Origin of the sequence: Devosia lacusdianchii (genome assembly GCF_022429625.1) — a bacterium.
Lineage (GTDB): Bacteria > Pseudomonadota > Alphaproteobacteria > Rhizobiales > Devosiaceae > Devosia > Devosia lacusdianchii.
This window is the reverse complement of sequence record NZ_CP092483.1, coordinates 2,474,453-2,497,989: the sequence shown is the minus strand read 5'-3', so window position 1 is coordinate 2,497,989 and position 23,537 is coordinate 2,474,453. Positions and strand designations below refer to the sequence as shown.

General features: G+C 62.7%; 28 protein-coding genes. 16 read left to right on the top strand and 12 right to left on the bottom strand.

The features are described 5' to 3' along the window. Nucleotides 1-61: 61 nt before the first annotated feature. Together MF606_RS12270 and MF606_RS12265 are read right to left on the bottom strand one after the other, a co-directional pair. On the bottom strand, nucleotides 62-1,267 hold the full coding sequence (locus tag MF606_RS12270) for an FAD-dependent monooxygenase (protein WP_240229521.1): 1,206 nt from the start codon (nucleotides 1,265-1,267) through the stop codon (nucleotides 62-64). A gap of 11 nt (nucleotides 1,268-1,278) precedes the next feature. Next, nucleotides 1,279-1,524, bottom strand: coding sequence for a zinc-finger domain-containing protein (locus MF606_RS12265; protein ID WP_240229520.1), 246 nt, complete (start codon nucleotides 1,522-1,524; stop codon nucleotides 1,279-1,281). A gap of 141 nt (nucleotides 1,525-1,665) precedes the next feature. Between MF606_RS12265 and MF606_RS12260 the strand changes: the two genes are divergently transcribed. The 3 genes from MF606_RS12260 to MF606_RS12250 all read left to right on the top strand — a co-directional run bounded on the left by MF606_RS12260 (nucleotide 1,666) and on the right by MF606_RS12250 (nucleotide 3,686). Next, nucleotides 1,666-2,436 carry an alpha/beta fold hydrolase gene (locus tag MF606_RS12260; RefSeq protein WP_240229519.1) on the top strand — a complete coding sequence of 257 codons (771 nt, stop codon included), beginning with the start codon at nucleotides 1,666-1,668 and terminating at the stop codon, nucleotides 2,434-2,436. 82 nt (nucleotides 2,437-2,518) lie between these two features. Further along, a complete protein-coding gene (gene cysE, locus MF606_RS12255) occupies nucleotides 2,519-3,346 on the top strand; it encodes a serine O-acetyltransferase (protein WP_240229518.1) in 828 nt (275 codons plus the stop codon). 121 nt (nucleotides 3,347-3,467) lie between these two features. Next, nucleotides 3,468-3,686, top strand: a complete 219-nt coding sequence (locus tag MF606_RS12250; RefSeq protein ID WP_240229517.1) for a DUF3126 family protein — start codon at nucleotides 3,468-3,470, stop codon at nucleotides 3,684-3,686. 6 nt (nucleotides 3,687-3,692) lie between these two features. On the opposite strand, the gene MF606_RS12245 is transcribed toward MF606_RS12250, so the two are convergent. Next, nucleotides 3,693-4,421, bottom strand: coding sequence for a hypothetical protein (locus tag MF606_RS12245; protein WP_240229516.1), 729 nt, complete (start codon nucleotides 4,419-4,421; stop codon nucleotides 3,693-3,695). 53 nt (nucleotides 4,422-4,474) lie between these two features. Here MF606_RS12245 and MF606_RS12240 point away from each other — a divergent pair, with 53 nt between their 5' ends. After that, complete coding sequence (locus MF606_RS12240; protein ID WP_240229515.1) at nucleotides 4,475-4,795, top strand: DUF6949 family protein; 321 nt, start codon at nucleotides 4,475-4,477, stop codon at nucleotides 4,793-4,795. A gap of 133 nt (nucleotides 4,796-4,928) precedes the next feature. Here the strand turns inward: MF606_RS12240 and MF606_RS12235 are convergent, their stop codons facing one another. From MF606_RS12235 to MF606_RS12220, 4 genes are all read right to left on the bottom strand, one after another. After that, nucleotides 4,929-5,561, bottom strand: coding sequence for a transglutaminase-like cysteine peptidase (locus MF606_RS12235; RefSeq protein WP_240229514.1), 633 nt, complete (start codon nucleotides 5,559-5,561; stop codon nucleotides 4,929-4,931). A 141-nt stretch (nucleotides 5,562-5,702) separates the two neighbouring features. Continuing rightward, on the bottom strand, nucleotides 5,703-6,224 hold the full coding sequence (locus MF606_RS12230; RefSeq protein WP_240229513.1) for a hypothetical protein: 522 nt from the start codon (nucleotides 6,222-6,224) through the stop codon (nucleotides 5,703-5,705). Between the two features lie 71 nt (nucleotides 6,225-6,295). Continuing rightward, nucleotides 6,296-6,928, bottom strand: coding sequence for a PilZ domain-containing protein (locus MF606_RS12225; RefSeq protein ID WP_240229512.1), 633 nt, complete (start codon nucleotides 6,926-6,928; stop codon nucleotides 6,296-6,298). A 130-nt stretch (nucleotides 6,929-7,058) separates the two neighbouring features. After that, nucleotides 7,059-7,709, bottom strand: a complete 651-nt coding sequence (locus tag MF606_RS12220; RefSeq protein ID WP_240229511.1) for a PAS domain-containing protein — start codon at nucleotides 7,707-7,709, stop codon at nucleotides 7,059-7,061. A 130-nt stretch (nucleotides 7,710-7,839) separates the two neighbouring features. Here MF606_RS12220 and MF606_RS12215 point away from each other — a divergent pair, with 130 nt between their 5' ends. After that, nucleotides 7,840-8,625, top strand: coding sequence for a rhomboid family intramembrane serine protease (locus tag MF606_RS12215; protein ID WP_240229510.1), 786 nt, complete (start codon nucleotides 7,840-7,842; stop codon nucleotides 8,623-8,625). On the opposite strand, the gene hisI is transcribed toward MF606_RS12215, so the two are convergent. From hisI to folE, 3 genes are all read right to left on the bottom strand, one after another. Further along, nucleotides 8,622-9,074, bottom strand: coding sequence for a phosphoribosyl-AMP cyclohydrolase (gene hisI / locus MF606_RS12210; protein ID WP_240229509.1), 453 nt, complete (start codon nucleotides 9,072-9,074; stop codon nucleotides 8,622-8,624). The genes MF606_RS12215 and hisI overlap by 4 nt on opposite strands. A 25-nt stretch (nucleotides 9,075-9,099) precedes the next feature. After that, nucleotides 9,100-9,933: an AraC family transcriptional regulator gene (locus MF606_RS12205; RefSeq protein ID WP_240229508.1), complete on the bottom strand. Its 834-nt coding sequence runs from the start codon at nucleotides 9,931-9,933 to the stop codon at nucleotides 9,100-9,102. 66 nt (nucleotides 9,934-9,999) lie between these two features. Next, nucleotides 10,000-10,623 carry a GTP cyclohydrolase I FolE gene (gene folE / locus MF606_RS12200; protein ID WP_240229507.1) on the bottom strand — a complete coding sequence of 208 codons (624 nt, stop codon included), beginning with the start codon at nucleotides 10,621-10,623 and terminating at the stop codon, nucleotides 10,000-10,002. Between the two features lie 142 nt (nucleotides 10,624-10,765). Here folE and MF606_RS12195 point away from each other — a divergent pair, with 142 nt between their 5' ends. The 8 genes from MF606_RS12195 (at nucleotide 10,766) to MF606_RS12160 (ending at nucleotide 18,111) form a co-directional block, all read left to right on the top strand. Next, complete coding sequence (locus MF606_RS12195; protein ID WP_240229506.1) at nucleotides 10,766-11,218, top strand: iron-sulfur cluster assembly scaffold protein; 453 nt, start codon at nucleotides 10,766-10,768, stop codon at nucleotides 11,216-11,218. After that, nucleotides 11,218-11,529 carry a membrane protein insertion efficiency factor YidD gene (gene yidD, locus MF606_RS12190; RefSeq protein WP_240229505.1) on the top strand — a complete coding sequence of 104 codons (312 nt, stop codon included), beginning with the start codon at nucleotides 11,218-11,220 and terminating at the stop codon, nucleotides 11,527-11,529. Before MF606_RS12195 ends, yidD begins: the two co-directional genes overlap by 1 nt. Before the next feature lie 138 nt (nucleotides 11,530-11,667). Beyond that, nucleotides 11,668-13,647 (top strand): threonine--tRNA ligase, encoded by a 1,980-nt coding sequence (gene thrS / locus MF606_RS12185; RefSeq protein ID WP_240229504.1) that lies wholly within the window; start codon nucleotides 11,668-11,670, stop codon nucleotides 13,645-13,647. Nucleotides 13,648-13,650: 3 nt separating this feature from the next. Next, entirely contained in the window at nucleotides 13,651-13,881 is a 231-nt protein-coding gene (locus MF606_RS12180; RefSeq protein WP_240229503.1) for a hypothetical protein, read from the top strand. Nucleotides 13,882-13,893: 12 nt separating this feature from the next. Further along, complete coding sequence (gene arfB / locus MF606_RS12175; RefSeq protein ID WP_240229502.1) at nucleotides 13,894-14,325, top strand: alternative ribosome rescue aminoacyl-tRNA hydrolase ArfB; 432 nt, start codon at nucleotides 13,894-13,896, stop codon at nucleotides 14,323-14,325. 28 nt (nucleotides 14,326-14,353) lie between these two features. Beyond that, entirely contained in the window at nucleotides 14,354-15,682 is a 1,329-nt protein-coding gene (locus MF606_RS12170) for a UDP-glucose dehydrogenase family protein (protein ID WP_240229501.1), read from the top strand. Continuing rightward, nucleotides 15,679-16,677, top strand: coding sequence for an NAD-dependent epimerase/dehydratase family protein (locus MF606_RS12165; RefSeq protein WP_240229500.1), 999 nt, complete (start codon nucleotides 15,679-15,681; stop codon nucleotides 16,675-16,677). The genes MF606_RS12170 and MF606_RS12165 overlap by 4 nt, the downstream gene beginning before the upstream one ends. Before the next feature lie 30 nt (nucleotides 16,678-16,707). Next, nucleotides 16,708-18,111: a phosphomannomutase gene (locus MF606_RS12160; protein WP_240229499.1), complete on the top strand. Its 1,404-nt coding sequence runs from the start codon at nucleotides 16,708-16,710 to the stop codon at nucleotides 18,109-18,111. A gap of 37 nt (nucleotides 18,112-18,148) precedes the next feature. Here MF606_RS12160 and MF606_RS12155 read toward each other — a convergent pair whose 3' ends face one another. Beyond that, nucleotides 18,149-19,948 carry a hypothetical protein gene (locus tag MF606_RS12155; protein WP_240229498.1) on the bottom strand — a complete coding sequence of 600 codons (1,800 nt, stop codon included), beginning with the start codon at nucleotides 19,946-19,948 and terminating at the stop codon, nucleotides 18,149-18,151. 147 nt (nucleotides 19,949-20,095) lie between these two features. Here MF606_RS12155 and MF606_RS12150 point away from each other — a divergent pair, with 147 nt between their 5' ends. Beyond that, nucleotides 20,096-20,878 (top strand): LCCL domain-containing protein, encoded by a 783-nt coding sequence (locus tag MF606_RS12150; protein WP_240229497.1) that lies wholly within the window; start codon nucleotides 20,096-20,098, stop codon nucleotides 20,876-20,878. On the opposite strand, the gene MF606_RS12145 is transcribed toward MF606_RS12150, so the two are convergent. After that, on the bottom strand, nucleotides 20,875-21,741 hold the full coding sequence (locus MF606_RS12145) for a hypothetical protein (protein WP_240229496.1): 867 nt from the start codon (nucleotides 21,739-21,741) through the stop codon (nucleotides 20,875-20,877). The genes MF606_RS12150 and MF606_RS12145 overlap by 4 nt on opposite strands. Nucleotides 21,742-22,049: 308 nt before the next feature. Between MF606_RS12145 and MF606_RS12140 the strand changes: the two genes are divergently transcribed. Together MF606_RS12140 and MF606_RS12135 are read left to right on the top strand one after the other, a co-directional pair. After that, the gene (locus tag MF606_RS12140) at nucleotides 22,050-22,637 is read left to right on the top strand and encodes a nitroreductase family protein (protein WP_240229495.1); all 588 of its coding nucleotides are present in this window, start codon (nucleotides 22,050-22,052) and stop codon (nucleotides 22,635-22,637) included. A gap of 75 nt (nucleotides 22,638-22,712) precedes the next feature. Further along, on the top strand, nucleotides 22,713-23,516 hold the full coding sequence (locus MF606_RS12135; protein ID WP_240229494.1) for a transglycosylase SLT domain-containing protein: 804 nt from the start codon (nucleotides 22,713-22,715) through the stop codon (nucleotides 23,514-23,516). The last annotated feature ends 21 nt before the right edge of the window (nucleotides 23,517-23,537 follow it).

Here is a 23,537-nt window from a genome sequence, read left to right as displayed (position 1 = left end):
GGTCGCAGATGGTTCCGCCGCGACGCCCCGGGACACGGAAAAATCGAGTCGGCGGAAGCGGTTATGGTGCGTCGTTGACATGCTGATTCACTCCGGCGTCATAGTCGTAGAGCCAGGCCAGGCGCTTGAGGTGGCCCTGGCTGCCCTGGGCGCTGATCACGAGATTTCGGGCAATGCTCAGTGGCCATTGCATGTGAAAGATCGTGCCATTGGTGCGCGAAGTGCGGGCGACGCGGGTTACGCGCTGGCGGCGTGCCAGTTCGTATTTGGCGAAGGCGGTTTCGGCGCCGGCTTCGCTGATCAGCAGGGGAGCGAGCACAGCAGCGTCCTCAATGCCCATGGCAGCGCCCTGGGCCTGGAATGGAACCATTGCGTGAGCGGCGTCGCCGACGATCCCGATATTGCCCTCGTGCCAGCGTGGCGTCTCGACCGTGTAGAGCGGCCAGGGCGTCCAGGTGCTGCCAGCGGCGGTAAGGATGACGTCGATGCGCGGGCTGTGCCGCGAGGAACGCGGCAGAACGGGGACGTCGCCGGTCTCCGACTTATTTTGGGAGGCTGCGGCGAATAGGGCGACATTGACCTGCCGCCGATGGGGCAGCGGGTAGCAGACCATATGGTAGCCGGGGGCGAACAGCACCGAGACGCGGTCCAGCGCAAGCTGGCCGGCGAGAGAATCGAAGGGCAGTAATGTGCGCCAGGCCACGCGGCCGCGGTACTGGGCGTCCGTTCCGTGCAAGAGGTTGCGGCGCGTAAGCGAGTGGACGCCATCGGTGCCGATGAGGGCCAGGCCCCGGGCGGTGCGCGATTGGCCGTTGGCCTCGTCGATCGAGACGGTGACGCCGCGCGCATGCGAGACGGCGTCCCAAGAGCGGACGCCGAAGAGTATGTCGATATTGGCGAAGCGCCGGCATGCTTTGTAGAGCGCATCGGCCAGGTCGGCCCGGTGCATCACCGCATAGGGTGCGCCGAACCGGTCCCGCATGGCTTGGCCGAGTTCGAGCGTTACCAGGGGTGACGAGCGGCGATAGGGGTAGATGTCGATGCCTGACGGTTCCAGGCTGTGGGCCGAGATGGTCTCGTCGAGGCCGAGCCGATCGAGCACGCGGCGGGCATTGGGACTGACCTGAAGGCCGGCGCCGAATTCGGACAATACCGGATTGCGCTCAAGCACGACGACCGTGGCGCCAAACTTGGCGAGCGCCAGCGCCAGTGTCAGGCCGGTAATGCCCGCGCCGGCCACATAGTAGGTTCGGCCGATGCCGGGCATATCAAAGGGTCTTAGGCGGCGTCGGCGTGGAAGACGGCGGAGAGCGGGTTGGACGTGCCGGCGGCAAGGCGCGAGTTGAACACGTAGTGCGTCGAGCAATAGGGGCAGACGATTTCGTTGTCCTTACCCATATCGAGAAACACATGCGGGTGGTCGAACGGGGGCAGGGCGCCGACGCACTGGAATTCCTTGGAACCCACCTCGATCTGCCGGAGACCTTCGGTATTGTGGAAGTGTGGCGTGCTGCCGTGTGCCATGAGGAATATCCGCGAGCGGTGATTTGAAGTTGGCCGGACCATAGTCGAAGGCAGAAGCCAATGGAAGGCGGGCCACTCCCATTCGCCTATTGATTTCCAGTGCCATTCCCGCGAAAGCGGGAGGATAACACGGTGACAAACATGCCCACCTTCCAATCCGACGGACTGACGCTGGCCTATGAATCGTTTGGTGAGGGTCCACCGGTGCTCTGCATCCACGGCTTCGCCTCGAGCGGCAAGGTCAACTGGATCGATACAGGTTGGGTGGAAACGCTGACGACTGCGGGATACCGGGCCATCGTGCTGGATAATCGGGGGCATGGCGGCTCGGACAAGCCGTATGACCCGGAGCGGTACTATCCGCAGGATATGGCCCGGGACGCGGTGGCGCTGCTCGATCATCTCGGTATCGAGCGGGCCGCTGTGCTCGGGTATTCGATGGGCGCGCGGATCGCGGCGTTCATGGCATTCCAGCACGAGGAGCGGGTGGTCTGCGCCATTTTTGGCGGGATGGGGATGAACCTCATCAATGGCCTGAGCGACGGCAATGACATCATTTCGGGGCTGCGAGCGCCCTCGCTCGATGGATTGAAGCATCCGACGGCCCGGCAGTTCCGGATTTTCGCTGATCACACCAAGGCCGATCGCCAGGCGCTGGCGGCGTGTATGGAAACTTCGCGCCAACCGATGGCGCGGGCCGACGTGCGGCGAATCGCGGTGCCTGTCCTGGTGGCGGTGGGCGAGGCCGACGAGATGGCTGGTCCACCTGAGCCATTGGCGGAGCTAATGCCGGATGCCGAAGCCTTCGTTATCCCCAAGCGAGACCACATGCGTGCAACAGGCGACACGAAATTCAAAACTGCCGCGCTCGCCTTTCTTGGCAGGACGTTCGCGCCGAACAGCCAATCGTGAACCAGTCACTGCGCCAAGACTTTGTCATGTGGTAAGGAATGGCTTATATCGCTTGTGCACGATGAAGCGGAGATGACGCGCGATGACGAGCAGCGCCAAGAAGTCAGCGGAGATCAAATCCGTGGATCCAGTCTGGGAGGCCGTTCGCGGTGGAGCCCGGCAGATCGTGGCGGCCGAGCCGTCGCTGGCCAATATGGCAATCTCGGCCATCCTCAATCACGATACCTTCGAACAGGCGCTGGCGCATCGTCTGGCCGCAAGACTGGATCATGACGACGTATCCGCCGATCTCATCCGCCAGGCCTTCGCCGAGACGCTGAGCGACGCTCCCGATATCGGTGAGGCGGCGCGCGTCGATCTGGCGGCGACGCTGGAACGCGATCCCGCCAGCCACCGGGCGATCGAGCCGCTGCTGTTCTTCAAGGGCTATCAGGCGATCCAGACGCACCGCTTCGCGCATGCCATGTTCAAAGCGGGCCGTCGGGATTTTGCGCTCTATCTGCAAAGCCGGGCCAGCCAGGTGTTCCAGGTGGACATCAATCCGGCGGTGCCAATGGGCCGCGGCATCATGCTCGACCACGGCACCGGTCTCGTCATCGGCGAGACAGCAGTGGTTGGAGACAATGTCTCCATGCTGCAGAACGTGACGCTGGGCGGCACTGGCAAGTCCGACCAGGACCGGCACCCCAAGATCGGCAATGGCGTGTTGATCGGCGCGGGCGCCAAGGTATTGGGCAATATCAGGATCGGCGACTGCTCTCGCATCGGCGCGGGCTCGGTGGTGCTCAAGGAAGTGCCGCCGCGCGTGACCGTGGCGGGCGTGCCTGCCAAGGTTATCGGCGAAGCCGGTTGCGCCCAGCCGGCTCTGGTGATGGACCAGATGGTGCTGGTGCACGACCTCAACGCTTGATCGCGCGAACCGCAACAACCAGATATGGGCGGTTCTCACCGCTAAAATGCACCTCTTTGGGGGTTGTATGCGTTTGATTGCTGACTAGATTGCCGGCTCAACGAAACAGCAGGACAAGACAGTGAACCATCCCGAGATCATCAAGCTGCAGAAGTTCCTGCAACTCAAGTTCAACAACCGCAATATCGACGTGCGGCCGCGCGCCAAGCTCAACGATTCCGTCGAAGTGTTCATCGGCGATGAGTCGATCGGGCTGATCCATGTGGACGACGAGGATGGCGACAAGTCCTACATCTTCAACATGTCGATCCTCGATATCGACCTCGACGAAGTCAGCTAAGCGATTTCACCACGCACCGATTGGGGCGAGCCATCGCTCCATTTCGGGATCGAACTGACGCCACGATTGCAGAACCGTGGCGTCGAAGGCGTAAATGGCGGCGATGCCGCTGGGCAGATAGACGGTACGCACGCATTTCGCGGCACCCTCAGGCTCCACCGCATCCATGCATTTGGCGACGAACGGGTTTGGTGAAATTGCGTCATACCAGACGGTCTCGCCTGAATAGCCGCTACCACCGCCCATGGGCTTGCCCACGAGGCCGGGTACACCGCTCAGCGTTTCATCATTGAACTGATGCAGATAGACGCCGTCGAGCAGGGCACTGCTGGCGCGGGCGCGGCTGCGCGGCAATAGGGTCACGTCCACGGGAATTGCGGCGCCGTCCGCGGGTGTGAACATCACCCGCAGATCGATCTGGTCGGTGAAGCCGTCGTGCAATTGGCCATCATAGCGGAACCACGCGGCGGGAATGGTCAATTCGCGCCCTCCGATGGTCTGGACGATCGGTTTTCCGTCCTCGAGCGTGGGCGCCACGGCACGGTCGCGGCGTCCCAATTCGTCAACGAGATAGGCAGCCCCCACGGCCAGCAGCATGACGATCACGGCTATGCCGGCCAGGTTGTAGGCCAGCGAGTGGGGCGGCTGACGTTCGTTCGCCGGGGCAGATTGTGGATTCATCGCCAGCGTTAACCAGATTCGCCAAGGAGAGGTGACAGGCAATTGGGCGGTCATTATGCTTAATGAAGGGTTAACATTGGGCGCGCAGGCGGCGGGGACGGATCGGCATGACCAAGGAATTGCTGCTGGCAGCCTTCTTGATAGGCGTCGGCCTGTGCATCGCCGGAGCAGGCACCCACCTCTACCAGTGGCTCGCCAAGCAACAGGCCATGCTGCGCTATGACGGCAAGACGTTTGTCGGGTCGATGGGCAACCTGGCCATGAGCTTTCTCTGCGGGCCATACATCATGCTGCAGCTCGGCTGGCGGACGGAGGAAGACGGCACCATATCGACGACGTCAGCGCTGGTGTCGGCCATCGTGGCCTTTGGCTGGGCGTTCGTTACTGGCCTGCTGTTCATGGGCGCCTACGTCGCCATTCGATATTAAGGCGCGCTTGCTGCCGGACGTCACCCGGTAGCGCTATGCGCCAAAAGCAATGAGGCCAGCTTCGGAACCGAAGCTGGCCTCATTCATCAGACCCCTATCAGGGATAGGCTTTGGGCGGGGTCCGGAAACTGTATCACTTGATAGCGGCGGTTGCGGTGACGGTCTCACGAGTGTCGAGCATGTCGACCCACTTGCCGGCGTCGGCCTGCGACTGGCGCTTGACATACTGGTAGGGCGTGCTGCTCCACAGGTCGATCGAGCCGACCTGATTGTCGAGCACCAGATCACCACGGTCGGTGCGGACCATGAGCACGGCATGTCCTTCGCCGCTGGCCTGCTTGACCACAGCGATCAGCAGGGCGCTGGCGGGCCATCCGGCGTCGATCAGGGTGCGGCGCTTGGCCAGCACGTAGTCTTCGCAATCGCCGTAGCCATTGGGATAGGTCCAGAATTCGGCGACCTGATAGAGGTTCTGGTCGGTGACGGGGACGACGGCCTGGTTCACCGAGGCGTTGACCGTGAGCAATTGCTGCCACAGGCCCTCGGTGAGCGACACGGCCGGCACGATCTCGCTATTCGGAGCGCATTCCGACGGGCGGGATTTGCAGAACTCGGCGTGGCCGACGGGAATGCTGGTGTTCTCGATGCCGGTCTGCACGAAAGCGACATTGGTCGTGTCAAGCGCCTGGGCCGGAGCGGCGATTGCGAGCAGCGCCAGCATGGCGCCAAACAGTGCAGCTCCCGGTCCCTTCTTGTTCGAATGCATAGTGTGATCTCCCTGATGGAGACCACGTTAGAGAGGGCGACTTGCCCCGATAGAAAAACTGCAACGCAGTTTTTATGCGTGTTTTATCGATTGAATTCTTGAACGATTAACCATGCGGGCCAGGCACTTGGCGCGGATGGCTCAGTTGCGGATTCCGGCAAGGACCTGGGCGTATACGTCGTCATCTTGCTCGGCGCCGTCACGGCATTGCTTGGAGCCGATATAGATCGTCGCCGCCTCGGCGAAGTGCGACGAGGCATAGGTGAAGTCGCGCTCGATCGTCGTGCCGTCGGCCATGTACCAGTTCTGGTGGTGGGCGGCGATGTCGCTGCCCGAGGCATCGGTCACCAGCGCGGTGACGCAGACATAGTCGTCGTCATGCGCATCATTGTCGGTGAGCCTCTGGCTCAGGCTCAGCCTGCCTGCGGCGAGATCGAAGGTCAGGTTGACCTCGACCCATTGATCGCGCTTCCAGTCCCACTTTTGTCGATAGGTCGGGCAGGTGAGCGTTGCTTCGGAGGTCTGGCAGTCGGCGATGGCGATTTTCTGCCAGGCATAGCCATCCCAGTCGCCACGACCGTCGGAAAAGGCGCCCTGGGGAGAGCCGAACGCCAGGAAAGTGGCGGCAATGGTAGCGATCGAGGAGGCACGCAGCGCTGTCATGGTTCGGTCATAACCGATGTCAAACCGAGCGGCTACTGACGATGGTGTGTGATGGTAACCGGCGAGCCGGATCAGTTCATCCGCAGGTTCTGCTGCACGACCGTGAGCATTTCCTGGGCCGAGGCGAACTCGACGCCGACGCCGTTCTGGAAGTGACGAACGACGCGGGCGCGCATGCGGCCCAGGGTAATCGGCGTGCCCATCGCCGGTCGAACGTCGAGCTCGACTGCGGCGCCCGACAGCGAGATGTCGATGATCTTGCAATTGTAGCGGCGGCCATCATCCAGCACGACGGTGGAATGGCGGATGTCGGGTACGACGCGTTCGTGCCGGCGGTCCTCGGGCAGGTTGAGGACATCCTTGTTGGCGAGCCAGGTGAGCTGCGCCGCCATCTTGTCGCGCTTGCGCGGCGAGGCGGCGATATCCATGGTGAAGCCGCCGTCCATCTGGCTGAGAAGCGTGCCTTCGACACGGCCGATGTGATCGACGTAGACGATGACCTTTTCACCGACAATGCCGGTCACCGGCGCGATTACCATGGCGTCGCCGGGCGACATCTCGATGATCTGGCACGGAAACTCGCGACGGTCGGCCAGCATGTAGCGGCCCAGAACCGACACTTTGACGCGCTGAAAGCGGTTGGGTTCGGCGCGGGTGCGGGCAGGGGCGATGAACTGCGGGGATGGGATGTCGTCGCTGAGCATTCGCCTGACCGCTGAAGCCGTTACGTTTTCAACAACAAGCTAGACGGTCTTGGTTAACGCATAGTGATGGGCTACGGGCATTTGCGCAGCGGCAGCCGCGCAAATTGCCAGCTTTGCGTTATCAGTACAGTTACTGACGGCCGCCGTCGATCACGGCCAGATGGGCGTAGCGGCGGGCACTGCGGCCATAGACCGTGGCAGGCATGGCGGTGGGGGTGTGATGGGCAAAGGTCACGTCGTTGACCACCTTGGTCGCCACTTCGCGGACGCCATCCTCGAGGGCCACATCATCGGGCCAGATCAGGCGGAGACCAGTGATGCGCTGTTCCATGATGGGCTGGACTCCGAGCCAATAGGGCTCGTCGAGTGCGGTCATCGCGCCCAGAAGGCGGGTGTGGGTGGAGCCGTTGTGCCGCAGGGGCATCAGTATCGTTTCGAAGCTCACCTTGGTGTGGACAGCAGTGGTGCCCTGGAAGGTGACCAGCGCAACGGCATGGTCTTCAGTGACGGCGCGGATAAGGGTTTCCATCGCATCACTGTCGCGCTCGTGCCAGAGTGCAGAGAACGAGCGACCTTTGAGCTCGCGACAATAGCTGGTGCAAAGGTGCGACCCGGCCAATCGGAAGGAGAACTTCTCGCTCTCGTCGAGTTCGAGGATGAAGGTATTGGCGAGAGCCTCGCGAATGCGCGTCGGGTCGATATCCTTCCGCTCGGGCGCGCTGCGCGAGCCACGGATAGAATTCCAGTAGTCATAGAGCGTTCTGGTGCTCGTTTTTTGCATTCTTGTCGTGACCCGCCAAATCGCGCCAGCATCCTCCCCGTGGAATGCCGTCGCCTCCCGCCAACATTGACAAATGCGGGGGGCAAAAGCGCCCTTAAAGAATAGTTAAGGTTAACGGCGCTGTCCCAATGTGGAAAAGAAGGCTGGAAGGCACGGACCGCCAGCGAGTCGGAGCGAAGTGATGAGTGAACAAGGTGGGGCGCCGGTGAATCCGGGCCCGGCGCAGCGCGAGCCGGTCTTCCTGTTGCCTGGCGCGGTAACGGCCGTAATTGGGGTGCTGGCGGCCGTTCATCTTGCGTCAACCTTGGTTCTTAACCAGCAAGGACTCAACCAGCTGGTCACGTGGTTCGCCTTCCTGCCGCTGCGAATCGTGGCTGCGGGCGATGACATTTCGCTGGCGGTGCCGCTTATCTGGACGCCATTCAGCCACGCGCTGCTGCATGGCGGATGGGATCACCTGCTGGTCAATGCCGCCTGGTTTGCGATTTTCGCGACGCCCGTTTCCCGGCGGTATGGGGCAGGGCCGATGCTGGCGATCTTCTTTGTTTCGGCGGCGGCGGGCGCGGCGTTCTTTGCGGCGACGACGCTTTACACCGGCGCATACCTGATCGGGGCATCCGGCGGCGTGGCCGGGCTCACAGGCGCCGCGGTGCGATTCATTTTTCAGCCTGTCATCGTCGCCCAGGATCCGGAAACGGGTCAGCGCGTGGTGGTGGGGCGCAATCTGGCGAGCTTTGGCGATCTATGGCAGGACAACCGGGCGCGCATGTTCATCCTGATCTGGGTGGTGCTGAACGCGGCGGTTCCGTTGCTGCCATTGTTTACCGGCGCTGAAGTCGGTGTTGCCTGGCAGGCCCACCTGGGCGGGTTCTTCGCCGGCATACTCATGGTTGGTCTGTTCGAGCGGCGCAGCTAGCAGCCGTAGACGGCATGGGGATCGAACAGGCGGGGCAGGCCGATGTCGTCGAGGCTCGCTTCGCCCTGTGTCACCGAAGCCCGGCGATAGAAGCATGACTTGCGGCCGGTGTGGCAGGCAGCGCCGCGGCCGGTCTGGTTGACCACCAGTACGATGGCGTCCTGGTCGCAATCGGTGCGGAGTTCGACGACCTCCTGCAATTCTCCCGAGGTCTCGCCCTTTTTCCAGAGCTTGCCGCGCGAGCGCGACCAGTAATGGGCGATGCCGGTTTCCAGGGTCAGCGAGAGAGCTTCGGCGTTCATGTGGGCCAGCATCAGCACTTCGTTGGTGCCGGCCTCGGTAGTGACGACAGTCACGAGGCCAGCAGCGTCGAAACGCGGGGCGAAGGCGGTGCCTTCTTCGAGTTGCTCGTGGGTGAGCGCGGTGGGATCGGCGAAGGTGATTGTCATGCTGGCGTTGTAGCGCCGCATCGGCTCAGAGCGCAATCGGCACCCACACCTCGACCATCCCGTAGCCGGTGACAGGGTCATGGGCGGCGCCATAGCGTTCGAAGTTCGGGCCGCCGGTGGGTATCAGTTCACTCGAGGGAAAGTACTGCGCCCAAATGGAGTAGGCGGTGCGCCGCATGGTCGAGATGTGGCCCGAATGGGCGAAGACAGCGTAGCGCTGGGCCGGGATGTCGATATAGGCCATGCCCTCGTCGAGCTCGGCGGTGGGCGATACCTCCACGCCAGCGACGTAGCCGAAGCTACAATCTTCCTCGAAATCGGCGGCGACGCCGTAGGTCACGTCGCCGCGCTGGCCCGGCATGTGGCCGATATAGGGCATGAACTTCTGCCAGAGGGCCGGGATGCCCTGGTTGGTGCTGAAGGTGTAGCGCTCGCCAAAGCCGGCTATGCGCAGGGGGGCGGCATCCTCGATGCGGGGCCGGGGCAGGTCGACGAGCAGGGTTTCGTCCAGTCGCAGCGGTTCGACCAGCAGGCCGGGGTCAGCGATGCCGTGGGTGCGTAGCTGATCGGGTGTCTGGCCGAAGTGGTCGCGAAAGGCACGGGTGAATGCCTCATGCGAGTTGTAGCCGACATCCAGGGCCACCGCGAGAATGTCGGGCGCGCCGGCCAGCAGCTTATGGGCTGCCAGGGTCAGGCGCCGGCCGCGGACATAGGCCATGACCGGCAGACCAGTAATGGTGGCGAAGCTGCGCGACAGGTGGAACCGCGAAATGCCGCCAACTGCTGCGATCTCGTCGAGGGTGATCTCGTCGGCAAAGCGGGTTTCGATGAACCAAATGGCGCGTTCGATGGACTGCATGGCGGCTCGGCTTTTGATGGTCCGAAATGCCAGCTTAGCCTATGCCGGGCTTGATCGCGATTGCTGTCAGCGGCGGTCGATCATCGCGAAGAAGCGGTCCTGCTCCACACGATCTTCGGCGAAAACGCCGGTGAAACGGTGGGTGATCGTCGAGGCACCATGAGCCCGCACACCGCGCATCGACATGCACATATGCTCGGCTTCCAGCATGACCGCAGCGCCGCGTGGCCCAAGATGTTCGTTGATGGCGTCGATGATCTGCGCTGTCAGGTTTTCCTGCGTCTGCAGGCGGCGGGAGAAGACCTCGACGAGCCGAGCCAGTTTGGACAGGCCGACAACGCCGTCATGTGGCAGGTAGGCGATGTGGGCCTTGCCCACGAACGGGACCATGTGATGCTCGCAATGCGAGCTGAACGGGATGTCCTTGACCAGGACGATATCGTCATAGCCGCCGACTTCCCGAAAGGTCTTGGAGAGGATGGCCTTGGGGTCCTGCTCGTAACCGGCAAAGAATTCGCCAAAGGCACGCGTGACGCGGCCGGGCGTTTCGAGCAGGCCCTCGCGGGTCGGATCATCGCCAGCCCATGCCAAGAGCGTGCGTACTGCGGCTTCCGCTTCTTCCTGGGTTGGCCGAGGGAATACAGCAGTCGAGGTGGTCACGGCGCCCAGGGGCTTGGTACGAGCATCCATCGAAGTGGTTCCTTGCGTCTGGTCATTCTTCGAAACCATGACGTTTGACGACTGCAAATTGCGACACAACCTGACAGTCCGGCTAGGACGACCTATATAGGGGGCGGTGGCGACAGTCACAAGAAACAGAATTGTGCGTTTTATGGAACTTAGCGATCTCTATTCCCAGAAGATCCTCGACCTTGCCGGAAACGCGCGGCAGCCCGGGCGACTGGCGACCCCGGATGCCAGCGCACGGAAGGTAAGCCGGGTGTGCGGGTCTGTGGTCGAGGTCGACGTGACCGTGCGCGATGGTGCCATCGTGGCTTATGGGCACGATATATCGGCCTGCGCGCTCGGGCAGACCTCGGCGGCCGTGGTCGCGCGCGAGATTGTCGGAACGCCGATTGATGAGTTCCGCCAGGTTCGTCAGCAGATGCATGCCATGCTGAAAGAAAACGGCGTGCCGCCTGCGGGCAGGTGGAGCGATCTCGGTTATCTGGAACCGGTGCGGGAGTATCGCGCCCGCCATATGTCGACGCTGCTGGTGTTTGATGCGGTGGTTGAGGCGTTGGAAAAAATCGAATCCGCGGAATCGGTTACGGCCGCGCGCTGATGGATCGAGTCATCGGCTTCTTCTGGCGAGTGGTGGACCTGCCGTTCAAATCCGCGGCGGTGCTGCTGATCACCGTCTACCGCTACACGCTGTCGATGTTTATGGGGCGCAATTGCCGCCACCTGCCGACATGTTCGGAGTACACGCGGGACTCAATCTGGCGCTTTGGCTTCTGGCCGGGCGGGTGGATGGGCCTGGCTCGCATCTGGCGCTGCCGTCCGGGCGGCACACATGGCTATGATCCGGTGCCGGAGGCCGTGGTCGAGCGCGGGCGGTGGTATGCACCTTGGCGCTATGGGCGCTGGAAGTAGACGGTCCCGTGACGGCCGGTTGTTGGCGAGCATTGTGCTTTTGCCAGCCTCGGCTGCTGGAATTGCTTGGAAACCGTGCTAGACAGGCCGCCTTGTTTGCAAATTGCAAACAGCAATCCCAATTTCTGGAGACCTAAAATGACGATCAAGGTGACGTTCCCCGACGGTGCAGCTCGCGACTATGCGCGTGGCACCACCGGGACCACCGTGGTCGAAGGTATCTCCAAGAGCCTCGCCAAGAAGACGGTGGCCATGCGCTGGAACGGCGTGCTTTCCGACCTGTCGGACGCGCTGGAAGAAGACGGCAAGATCGAGTTCGTTACGCGCGACAGTGGGTCCAAGGACGTTCTGGAGCTGATCCGGCACGACACGGCGCACGTGCTCGCCGAGGCGGTGCAGGAGCTGTGGCCCGGCACGCAGGTGACGATCGGCCCGGTGATCGAAAACGGCTTCTATTACGACTTCAAGCGTGACGTGCCGTTCTCGGAAGAGGACTTCCCGGTCATCGAGAAGAAGATGGCCGAAATTATCGATCGTGGGGCGGCCTTCACCAAAGAAATCTGGACGCGCGACCAGGCCAAGGACTTCTTCCGCACCAAGGGCGAGGCCTTCAAGGTCGAACTGGTCGATGCCATTCCGGCTGACCAGTCGCTCAAGATGTACAAGCAAGGTCAGTGGATCGACCTCTGCCGTGGTCCGCATATGCGCACGGTCAAGGATGTTGGCACGGCGTTCAAGCTGACCAAGGTGGCCGGCGCCTATTGGCGTGGCGACAGCAACAATCCGGTGCTAAGCCGCATATACGGCACGGCCTTTGCGACCAAGGAAGAGCTGGATGCCTATCTCCACATGATGGAGGAGGCCGAGAAGCGCGACCACCGCAAGATCGGTCAGGAGATGGACCTGTACCATTTCCAGCCGGAAGCGCAGGGTTCGGTGTTCTGGCACCCCAAGGGCTATGTGCTCTACAATCAGATGGAGGCGTATATCCGCCGCCGTCTGAACTCGTCCGGCTATGTCGAGGTGAAGACGCCTCAGCTGATGAGCTCGAAGTTCTGGGAGGCGTCCGGCCACTGGGGCAAGTACCGCGAAAACATGTTCGTGGTGCCTGACGAAGTGCCCGGTACGGAAGAGGAAGGCCCGGTCTTGAGCGGCAAGGGCGACCTGATGGCGCTCAAGCCGATGAACTGCCCGGCCCATATCCAGATCTTCAACCAGGGCATCAAGAGCTATCGCGACCTGCCGCTGCGCATGGCCGAGTTCGGTTGCTGCCATCGTAACGAAGCGCATGGTGCTCTGCACGGGCTCATGCGCGTTCGCCAGATGACGCAGGACGACGCGCATATTTTCTGCCGTGAAGACCAGATTCAGAGCGAAACCGAGCATTTCGTGCATCTGCTCTATTCGGTCTATGGCCACATGGGTTTCGAGAATGTCGTCATCAAGCTCGCTACGCGGCCGGAGAAGTTCGGCGGCACGATCGAGCGCTGGGACGCGGCCGAGAAGGCGCTGGGCGATGCCCTGCGCGCGACCGGCTATGATTTCGAGATCGCCGAGGGTGAGGGCGCTTTCTACGCGCCCAAGCTGGAATTCCACCTCAAGGATGCCATTGGGCGTTCGTGGCAGGTGGGAACGCTGCAGCTCGATTACGTGCTGCCGGAACGTCTGGACGCGACCTATGTCGCCGAGGACGGTTCACGTCAGTATGTGGTCATGCTGCATCGTGCGATTCTTGGGTCGCTCGAGCGGTTCATCGGCATGATGATCGAGAGCTATGCCGGCAAGATGCCGATGTGGCTGGCACCAACCCAGGTGGTCGTCGCGACCATCGTGTCGGAAGCGGATGACTATGCTGAAAAGCTGGTGAAACAGCTCAAGGCCGCCGGCATCCGTGCCGAACTCGACGCGCGCAACGAGAAGATCAACTACAAGGTGCGCGAGCACTCGGTCGGCAAAGTGCCGCTGATGTTCGTGGTCGGCAAGCGTGAGGCCGAGGAGGGGACTGTATCGGTCCGCCGGCTCGGCGCCGAAGGCCAGAAAGTCGAGCCGTTCATGGATGCCCTTGTGGCGCTCATGGCCGAAGCGACCGCACCCGATCTCAAGGCGAAGGCGGCCTGAACCGTGCCGCAACGTCCGTCCAATCGCGAAATCAAGGCCCTCACCCATCTGGGTGAGGACAATGCGCTTGGACCCGGCGACTTCAAGGATATCGGTGAAAAGGTCTTTGCCGGCATGCTGAAGAAGGGCTGGGTGATCGAGGCGGAAGGCCTGCCGGGCAAGTACCGCGCGACCATCAAGGGCCTGACGATCCACGAGGGTGAGATCATCTTCGCGGGTCGCTACCGGAACTAGGAAGGGGCGGGGATGGCTGATCCCATTGTCATCACCCGCTCCATTTCCATCGATCCCGGCGAGATCGAAGAAACATTCGTGCGCTCAGCCGGGCCGGGCGGGCAGAACGTCAACAAAGTGTCGAGTGCGGTGCAATTGAGGTTCAACCTCATGGCGTCGCCCAATATTCCCGAAGCCATGAAACGGCGCGTGGCGACGCTGGCCGGGCGGCGACTGACCAAGGATGGCATTCTGATCATCGCCGCCAACAGTCACCGGGACCAACCGATGAACCGCGCCGATGCGCTGGAACGGCTGGTGGGCCTGCTGGTGGCCGGTGCCTATGCCCCGAAGGCCCGCGTAGCGACCAGGCCGACGCTGGCGTCCAAGCAACGGCGCCTCGAGGGCAAGGCCATTCGCAGCGTCACCAAGCGTCATCGCAGCGTCAAGCCTGACGTGGACTGATGGCGCGGTCGAACAGGAGAGTCGGCCAATGAACATCGTCATGATCGGAGCCGGATATGTCGGGCTCGTTGCAGGGGCCTGCTTTGCCGATTTCGGCCACCGGGTCACTTGCGTTGATATCGACGAGGATCGCGTCGCCCAACTGATGACCGGCAAATCACCGATCTACGAGCCGGGTCTGGACCAGTTGCTGGCCACCAACCTGGCGGCGGGGCGGCTGTCGTTCACAACCGATGCCAATGGCGCCGTGGCAACGGCCGATGTGGTGTTTCTGGCCGTGGGTACGCCGACTCGTGGCGAGGATGGCGAGGCCGATCTCAGCTTCGTCCACGCCGCTGCCCTGGGCATTGCGCCATGGCTGAGGCCGGACGCGGTGATTGCGGTTAAGTCCACCGTGCCGGTCGGGACGGGGGATCATGTCGCCGGCGTGGTGCGGTTGGCGCGGCAGGGAGATGACATTGCCGTTGTCTCCAATCCCGAATTCATGCGGGAGGGCGCGGCAATCGACGATTTCAAGCGACCAGACCGCATCATCATCGGGGTCGAGGACGAGCGCGCGCGGGCCGTGATGGCGGAGGTCTATCGGCCGCTTTACCTCAACCAAGCGCCCATTCTGTTCACCAGCCGCCGCAGTGCGGAGATCACCAAATATGCCGCCAACGCGTTCCTGGCGATGAAGGTTACCTTCATCAACGAGATGGCGGACCTGTGCGAGGCCTCGGGTGGCAATGTGCAGGATATTGCACGGGGGCTGGGGCTCGATCGGCGGATTGGGCCGAAGTTCCTCAATGCCGGGCCCGGCTATGGCGGGTCGTGCTTCCCCAAGGATACGCGGGCCTTGCTGGCCACGGGCCGCAATTTTGGCCTGCCGATGCGACTGGTGGAGGCCACGATCGCCGTCAATGCTGAGCGGCAGCTGGCTATGGTCGGCAAGATTGTTGAGGCCTGCGGCGGCGATGTTGCTGGGCGGCGAATTGGGCTGTTGGGGCTGACGTTTAAGCCGGAGACCGATGATATCAGGGAATCGCCGGCCGTCGCCATTGCCCGCATGCTGCTGGAGTCTGGCGCAGAGGTGATCGCGTATGACCCGGCGGGAGCGGCGGCCGCAAAGGCACAGTTGCCAGCACTGACGGTGGTTGGAGATGCCTACGAGGCTGCGGAGGGCGTAGCGCTGCTGGTGCTGGTGACGGAGTGGAATGCCTTCCGATCGCTCGATGTCGCCCGGTTGCGCAGCCAGATGGGTGGCGATGTGTTCGTCGACCTCCGTAACGTCTATCGTGCCGATGAAATCACGCGCCATGGGCTGCGCTATGTCAGTGTCGGGCGGCCCGTCGTCCCGCAAGAGGCTGCTGAATGAATGTGTTCGTTACCGGAACCGCCGGGTTCATAGGATATCACCTGGCGCGGCGGTTGCTCGACGAGGGGCACAGCGTTACCGGCTTTGATGGGCTCACCGACTATTACGACGTGTCGCTGAAGCGCGCCCGGCTGGGTGAACTGGCGGGCTACGAGCGCTTCACTCTCATCGAGGGCAGGGTCGAAGACGCCCAGCTATTGCGGCAATCGCTGGAAGGCGCCGATGCCGAGATCGTGGTGCACCTCGCGGCACAGGCGGGCGTACGCTACAGCCTGGAGCAGCCGGCAAGCTATGTCCAAGCCAATCTGGTGGGGACGGCCAACCTGCTGGAAGCGGTGCGGGCATTGCCGCCGCGGCATTTTCTGTTCGCGTCTTCGAGTTCGGTCTATGGTGGCAACCAGCAGGCGCCATTTTCGGAGCTGCACAGCGCCGACCTGCCGCTGTCCTTCTATGCCGCGACCAAGAAGGGCGGAGAGGCAATGGTGCATGCCTATTCCCATCTCTGGGCCATTCCGTCGACCAGCCTGCGCTTTTTCACTGTCTACGGGCCTTGGGGGCGACCGGACATGGCTCTGTTCAAGTTCGTTGCGGCGATCCTCGCCGCGCAACCGATCGACATTTATGGGCAGGGTCAGATGCAGAGGGACTTCACCTATGTCGATGATCTCATCGAGGCGGTGATGCGGCTGATCGGGCGTCCGCCGACCATTGGACAGCCGGTGGACGGGGATTCTCTTTCAGCTGTGGCGCCGTATCGGTGTGTGAACCTCGCCGGTGGACGGCCGCAACCCCTGCTGGATTTCGTGGATGCCATTGAGGCAGCATTGGGCATGAAGGCGGAGCGCCGGTTTCTACCACTACAAGCGGGGGACCCGCGCGATACCGCGGCTGATCCGACGCTGCTCCGGCAACTCATCGGGGACGTTCCGCTCACCGAAATGTCCGAGGGCGTGGCGCGTTTCGTGGATTGGTACCGGCGGTACTATCGCCTATGAAGCGCGAATAGCAGCAGCGAGTATTGTCCGGTGTCCCAGAGCAGCCTCAAATTTGGAACCAGCGGCCTGCGCGGCCTAGCCGTCGAACTCGAGTGGCAGGCGGCCCGGCGATACACGGCGGCGTTCCTGTGTCACATGAGAAGCTCGGGGCAGATCGGTGGCGGCAAGGTATTTCTGGGCCGCGACTTTCGCCCGTCCAGCCCACAGATCATGGCCGATTGCGCTGCGGCGATCGCGCAGCTTGGGCTGCAGGCGGTGGATTGTGGCGCCATTCCCACGCCGGCACTGGCCTACCACGCGATGGCCGCAGGCTGCGGCGCGATCATGGTCACCGGCAGTCACATTCCGGCTGATCGCAACGGGCTGAAGTTTTATCTGCCGAGCGGCGAAATCAGCAAGGCGGATGAGGCAGGCATTCTGGCCGAATTGAACGACGAGTTCTTTCCGGGTAGCTCGGTGCGGATGGGTGACGAGGCCGACGCGGCGGCTGAGCGCTATTTCCAGCGTTTCGCCGATATCCTGCCCGGGGGCGCGTTGGCGGGCCTGCGTATCGGGGTGTTCGAGCACTCCACCGTGGCGCGTGACTTGTTGGCGTCCATCATGCGTCGCGCTGGAGCGGAGGTCGTTCGACTAGGCCGCACCGATGCCTTCGTGGCCGTCGACACTGAGGCCTTTGGCGATGCCGTTCTGGCGCCGCTTGGAGGATGGGTGGCCAGCGAGAGGCTGGATGCGATCGTGTCCTCGGACGGGGATGGCGACCGGCCCTTGATGATGGATGGCAGTGGGGCTTTTGTGCGGGGCGACGTACTCGGGTTGCTTGCCGCGCGGTTTCTCGGCGCGCGAACAGTTGTAACGCCGGTGACGTCCAATTCGGCGATCGAGCGAACGGGGTTTTTCGACAAGGTCATCCGCACCAAGGTGGGGTCGCCCTTCGTCGTTGCTGTCATGAAGGAAAACCGGGATGGGGTCGTGGGTTTCGAGGCTAATGGCGGCACGTTTGTTGGTGATGGTGTGGTGATCGATGGACGACCTCTGCCCCCATTACCGACACGCGACGCGGTTCTGCCGTTGCTTTGCGCCCTGGGTCTCGCTGCGCGGGAGGGCAGGACCATAGGCGAGGTGGTCGCATCGTTGCCATTGCAACATGCAGTGGCCGACCGGATACAGGACGTGCCGTCAGAGCGGAGTGGGGCGTTTCTCGCCCAGCTGGAAAACGACAGTGCCTTTGCCGAAAGCTTCTTCGCGCCGCATGGCATTGCAAGCCTATCGACGGTCGACGGCTTGCAGTTTCGCACGCTGTCCGGCGACATGGTGCACTTCCGCGCGTCGGGCAATGCGCCTGAACTGCGTTGCTACGTCGAGGGCAGTACGTCAGGGGTGGCGGTCGCTTTGCTTGCCTGGGCCATGGGCGCGGCGGCCAAAGCGGTAGCCTGAAAACGAAAGGGCCGCCCGAAGGCGGCCCCAGGTTCTCTTACTTTGCGGTGGCGTCTATCGTCACCTTGCCGATCAGCAGGCTGGGATCGTCCTCGGCGGCCATGAAGTCCATCATGCCGATGCCGGGCGCGTCCTTGGCCGTCATCTCGATGGTCAGGTGCTTGGCATTGCCGCTGACAAAGCTATTGATCGCGGCCCCCACCTTTTGGGCCTCGGCTGCGCCGGCCAGGAACCCCACAACCGTGCCTTCAGCGAGACCGGCGAAGACCGGACGCATGGTTGCCGGATCGCCACCCTGTTCGGCGGCCACGCTCGCCATGATGATGTCGGAGAGCCCCGCATCGATGACGTCAACCTTGAGGTTGGCCACGGCCACGCCCATTGCAGCCATCAAGGCCTCGTTCTCGTCGAGGCTGAACAGGGTTTCGGTGGCATTGGCGATGGTGCCGACGAGCTTGACTGTGGCCAGGTCCGCGCCGGTTATCGATACTTCGTCGAAGGCGATGGTGTCTTCCGCTTCGTTCCAGGATGCATCCACGGTGAAGCCGGCGTCGATGGAGGTCACGCCCAGAGCCAGCAATTGCTGGACCTGTTCGTCGGTGGAATCGGTCGGCAGATCGACCACGATATTGCTGGCTGTGGTCAGCAGATCGGTCGGGATGCCGTTGAGGTAGCTGCCGAGCGTCAGGTCGAAAGCGCCAACGGTGGCTTTGATGCGAGCGCCTTCGGTTTCCGGATCGGGCACGTCAATGCGCAGATCGGAGAACGAGAAGCCTTCGAAGGCTGGGATCATGGCGCGGGCATTTGCCGTGAGCCATGCCTCGTCGATGGTCTCGGGGGCAGCCTCGATGGCGGCGATAGGGCCAGATAGGTCCATGGCCTTCATGTCGAAGCTGCCGAGCCCGACGGCGCCGTCGCCCTCGACGGCGACTTCCAGGCCGGTCATGGTTATGGCCGGATAGATGCCGGGGCTCATTCCGCCGACGGACATGCCAGCGACCTTGAAGTCGATCGGGCGATCTTCCTCGTCGACGCCGCTGCACTCGAAGCCGCCAAACTCGATGGGCGAGGATTCAAACGCGGTCAGCATGTCGGCATACATGCGCATGGCCTGGCCCATAACCTCCGGAGACGCATCTTCTCCCTCGGCTTCCACCGCCTCGGCCAGCGCCATCATTTCAGCGAAGCTGTGCTTAAGCGGGCGGGCCTTGAACTCTGCCGCCGTCATCGAGCCGATCGTGCAGTTCACTTCCGGCGACGTGATGGTGCCGCCCTCGAAGTTGAAGTCGGTGTAGATGGTCTTGAGCTCGGTCCCGCCGCCAGCGTCGACCAGGCCATACATGCCCAGTACGCCGGCAATGTTGAAGTTCGTAGCCGAGACCGCGCCGAATGCGCCGCTGCCATCCTCAGCGCTGTCAATGCTCATGCCCGAGAGCGTCACCGAAGCGGCCACGCCGTCTGCGACGTTGTTGAGCACGAGGTCGCTGAAGGTCACGGTAGCGTTGGTGGTTTTGCCTTCGACGGTCGTGGTTGTTTGTACATTGATCGCCGGAATGGTGATGCTGGTCGCGTCCAGCCCGGCCAGTGCATCGGCATTGTCAGTCACGTTGCCGCTGAAAATGGCGCGAAGGGTATCTTCATCGACGTTGGAGTCGACAGCGTCGATCGTGGGAATATCGACGGATTCCGTAATCACCGGTGCTGATGCTTCCGTAGCCGGTGAATCCTTGGTCTTGGTCTTTTGGGCCCAGGCAGGTGCCATGGGCAGCGCGACGCTCAGTAGGCAGGCGGCGGCAAGCGCGCCAAGGCGGCGCCGGGACGTGGTGCTGGTCAGCATTGGTAGATTTTCTCCCGCTGTGGTTGTCGGCAATCTGGTCTATTGGCATGACAGCTTCAATAGGCAAACGCCGAACCGGGACATCTTGTCAGCGTCGGCGCTGCGGGCAATATAGCGCCCAGTTCCACAACCCGACGAGCCCAGTCCGTGTTCCCAACCGGCGCCGCTACACTGCTCTTCGTTTCGGCTATCGTGCTCGTATTGGTGCAGGGCACTTTGGCGCAGTCGCCATCTGTGCCGCAGGTTCCCGCCAAGCTCGGTACACCAACCATGACGGTCCCGTCGACGGCGCCCTCGCCCGATCCGGGAAGCCTCTTCAACCATGCGGGCTCGATCGGAAAGACGCTGCGATTTGTTGTGGTTGGCAACACGCGCGGTGGTGTTTGGGGCGACGGCATCTACACCAGCGACTCCGTTTTGGCCGCCGCTGCAGTGCATGCAGGCCTGCTGGAGCCGGGCGAAGGCGGGATTGTCAGCCTCGAGGTGATCGAGGGGCCCGCTTCCTATGCGGGAGCTGAGCGCCACGGTGTAACCAGCCTGGCTTATGGCGCCTGGGATATCGCCTATCGGCTGGTCGGGGTCGAGCCGATCGACGGGGCAACTACGCTCCCCGACCCGGGCAACCTTACCCAATATCGTGGCCAGAATGGTACGATCTTCAAGTTCGAGGTGGTCGGCTCGCTGGCCGGGTCTGTCTGGGGCGACGGCGTCTATACCGACGATTCTGCGCTCGCGGTCGCGGCTGTGCATGCCGGAGCGCTCAGGCTGAATGAAGCCGGAGTCGTGGCGGTCGAAATTCTTCCAGGCCAATCGGCTTACGCGGCAGCCGACGCGAATGGCGTGATCTCCAGCGCCTATGCGGAATGGAGTGGCAGTTACCGCATTGTGCCTGCGCTGGGCGCCAAGGTTAGCAGCAAGCTCTCGAACTAGTGGGCGGTGGTCAGTACTTCGATTTCACGCGCTGATCCGGCCTGAACCTGGAACTCGCGGTTGAAGACCTGTTCGCCCTGCTTGGCCAGAACCAGATAGTCGCCTATCGCCAGAACGGTCGAGGGGAAGGCCCCTAGGTCGGAGAAAATAGTCGCGCCGTCGGCGGTCTTGACCGTCCACTCGACGTCGGCAATGGCCTCGCCGCCGGCCTCGGAGACAAGCTTGAACGAGACCTGGCTGGCGTGGTGGTAGAGCGTGGCGTCAGTCAGTTGACCCGGCTCCACCCGCAGATCGGCCCGGACCACCGCGTTTACCGACCCGAAGTGGGAGACGATATGGTAGGTGCCGGCGTTGAGGGTCACGATATCGTTGGGCAGAAGACCTTCGGCAATCACGGTGCGGGTGGCTTCGTCGCCGCCGGTAAAGATGTCGAAGGTCAGCAGGTTGGCCGGGATGGCAATGTCGCCCGTGACCGCCGAATTGAGACGGAGGGCGCCAGCCTCAAGCACGAAGCTCTTTTCGTTGGCGCCGGAGACCACGGCCATCGTCTCGCTGGTCTGGGCGCGGCCATAGGCGACATGCACGACATACTCGCCAGGTGGTAGCTCAACCTTGGCGGAGCCTTCATCTGACTTGGCGACAAGCGCCAGTTCACCGCTGGCGTCGGGTTTGGTGTCGAATATGCGCCAGACTAGGCCATCGGGAATCGGGGCGCCGTCCTGGGTGATGCGGGCGGTGAGCACGACCGACTGCGGCGCCGAGGTCACCGCTGCGATAGCATCGGTTGCTTCGGTCGTCGCGGGCGCGGCCGCTGGCGGCGGGCTGGCGGGTAGAGCGTCTGGATCAGGTCGGGGGCGTGGCATCGGGGGCATCTCGTCCGCTGCCTCCTGAGCGGCGGTAGGGACGACCGGCACAATGGCCATAGGGGATAGAAGGGCCAGGGCAAGCAACAGGGCTGGCAATTGTCGCACGCGCATCTGGTCTCCTGCCGCAACACTGAATCGGCATCGCCGTCATAGGAGGCGATTGGGGAAAAGCTGTGTCACAGAGATCGCGCGATGAAAACAGGGCAATGGCAAGGCTGGTGGTTTTTGTCGCATGCCGCCTGTGGGTTCTGGCGCACCGCGGCCTTTGTGGCTAAAGCTCGCGACGGTCACAGGGAGCTCCGAACATGCCCGTCAATACTGCGTTACGCGACTACCTTCTGACCCGCCGCTCGGTGGGTATTGCGTTTTTGCAGGAGCCAGGTCCCACGCCAAGCGAGCTGGAGCAAATTTTGACGATCGGCACGCGCGTGCCCGATCACGGCAAGATCACGCCCTGGCGTCTGGTTCTCATCGCGGGTGAGGATCGGATCAAGGCCGGTGAGGCGTTGGCGGCAATCGCCAAGCAGAATACGCCGGATCTCGACCAGGCCAGTTTGGACATCGAGCGGCAGCGGTTTCTGCCCGCGCCGCTGACCATAGGCGTGATTTCCTCGCCTAAGGTGCATCCGAAAGTGCCAGAGTTTGAGCAATTGCTTTCGGCTGGCAATGTAGCGTTCAACCTGATGCATGCTGCCTATTCGCTCGGATTTGCGGCCTCGTGGGTGACGCGCTGGTACGCGTTCGACGCCGCTGCCGCCGCCATGCTCGGGGTGCGCGAGGGCGAGCGCTTCGTGGGGTTTGTGCATATCGGTACGCCGACCGCGACGATCGAGGACCGGCCCCGGCCAGCGCTTGGTGATATCGTCAGCCGCTGGGGTGACGCCCAGGCATGAGTGGATGGTTAACGCGCAGTTAACGTTTGCCGATATTAAGATGCGGGGACGCGATTCTGGAGAGCGACCCCGCCCATGGGCGTACAGCCGATTTCAGTGCCACAAAGCCTGGCCTATGTGCTGACCGCAGCGGGAGACCGGAACGGGGTCGACTTCGACTATCTCCTGCAGACCGCGGTTCGCGAAAGCAGCCTCAACCCGGAAGCTAAGGCGCAGACATCTTCGGCGGTAGGCCTGTTCCAGTTTCTCGAGAGCACCTGGTTGCAGGTGATGAAAGAAGAAGGCCCGCGTCTCGGTTACGGCGACATAGCGCAGAATATTGAGCGGAATAGCGACGGCGACTATTTCATCCGCGATCCGGCCATCAAGGCGCAGGTGCTGAAGCTGCGGGAGGACCCGCAGATCGCGTCGGACCTGGCGGCGGCTTTCACCAAGTCCAATGGCGACTATCTGCAGGCCCGCTTCGGTCGCATGCCCAGTGCCGGAGAGCTCTACATCGCCCATTTCCTGGGGGCACAGGGGGCGGAGCGGATGTTCACGGCCGGTTTGCAAAACCCCGACCAGATCGCTGCCGACCTTTTTCCCAAGCAGGCCTCGGCCAATCGAGCGATCTTCTACTCGGACGGGCAGGCGCGCACGATCCGGGATGTGTATCGGGTTTTGGTGTCCAAACACGAAGCCGGCGACACCAATGCCAATTTCGCGGCGCAGCAATTGGCGGGGCAGGGACCGGCACCTGCCACCTTGCCGGTCGTGCCGTCGCGGTTCTCGCCGGAGAACATGTCGTTTACGGGCCTGTTCAAGACCGAGCCAGAGACGACCGGGCCCGCCGACCCTGACGCCGGGGGTGCGTTCTTTACGCAGCTTTACGCGAGGTAAGGCGCTGCGGACATTGTCCGG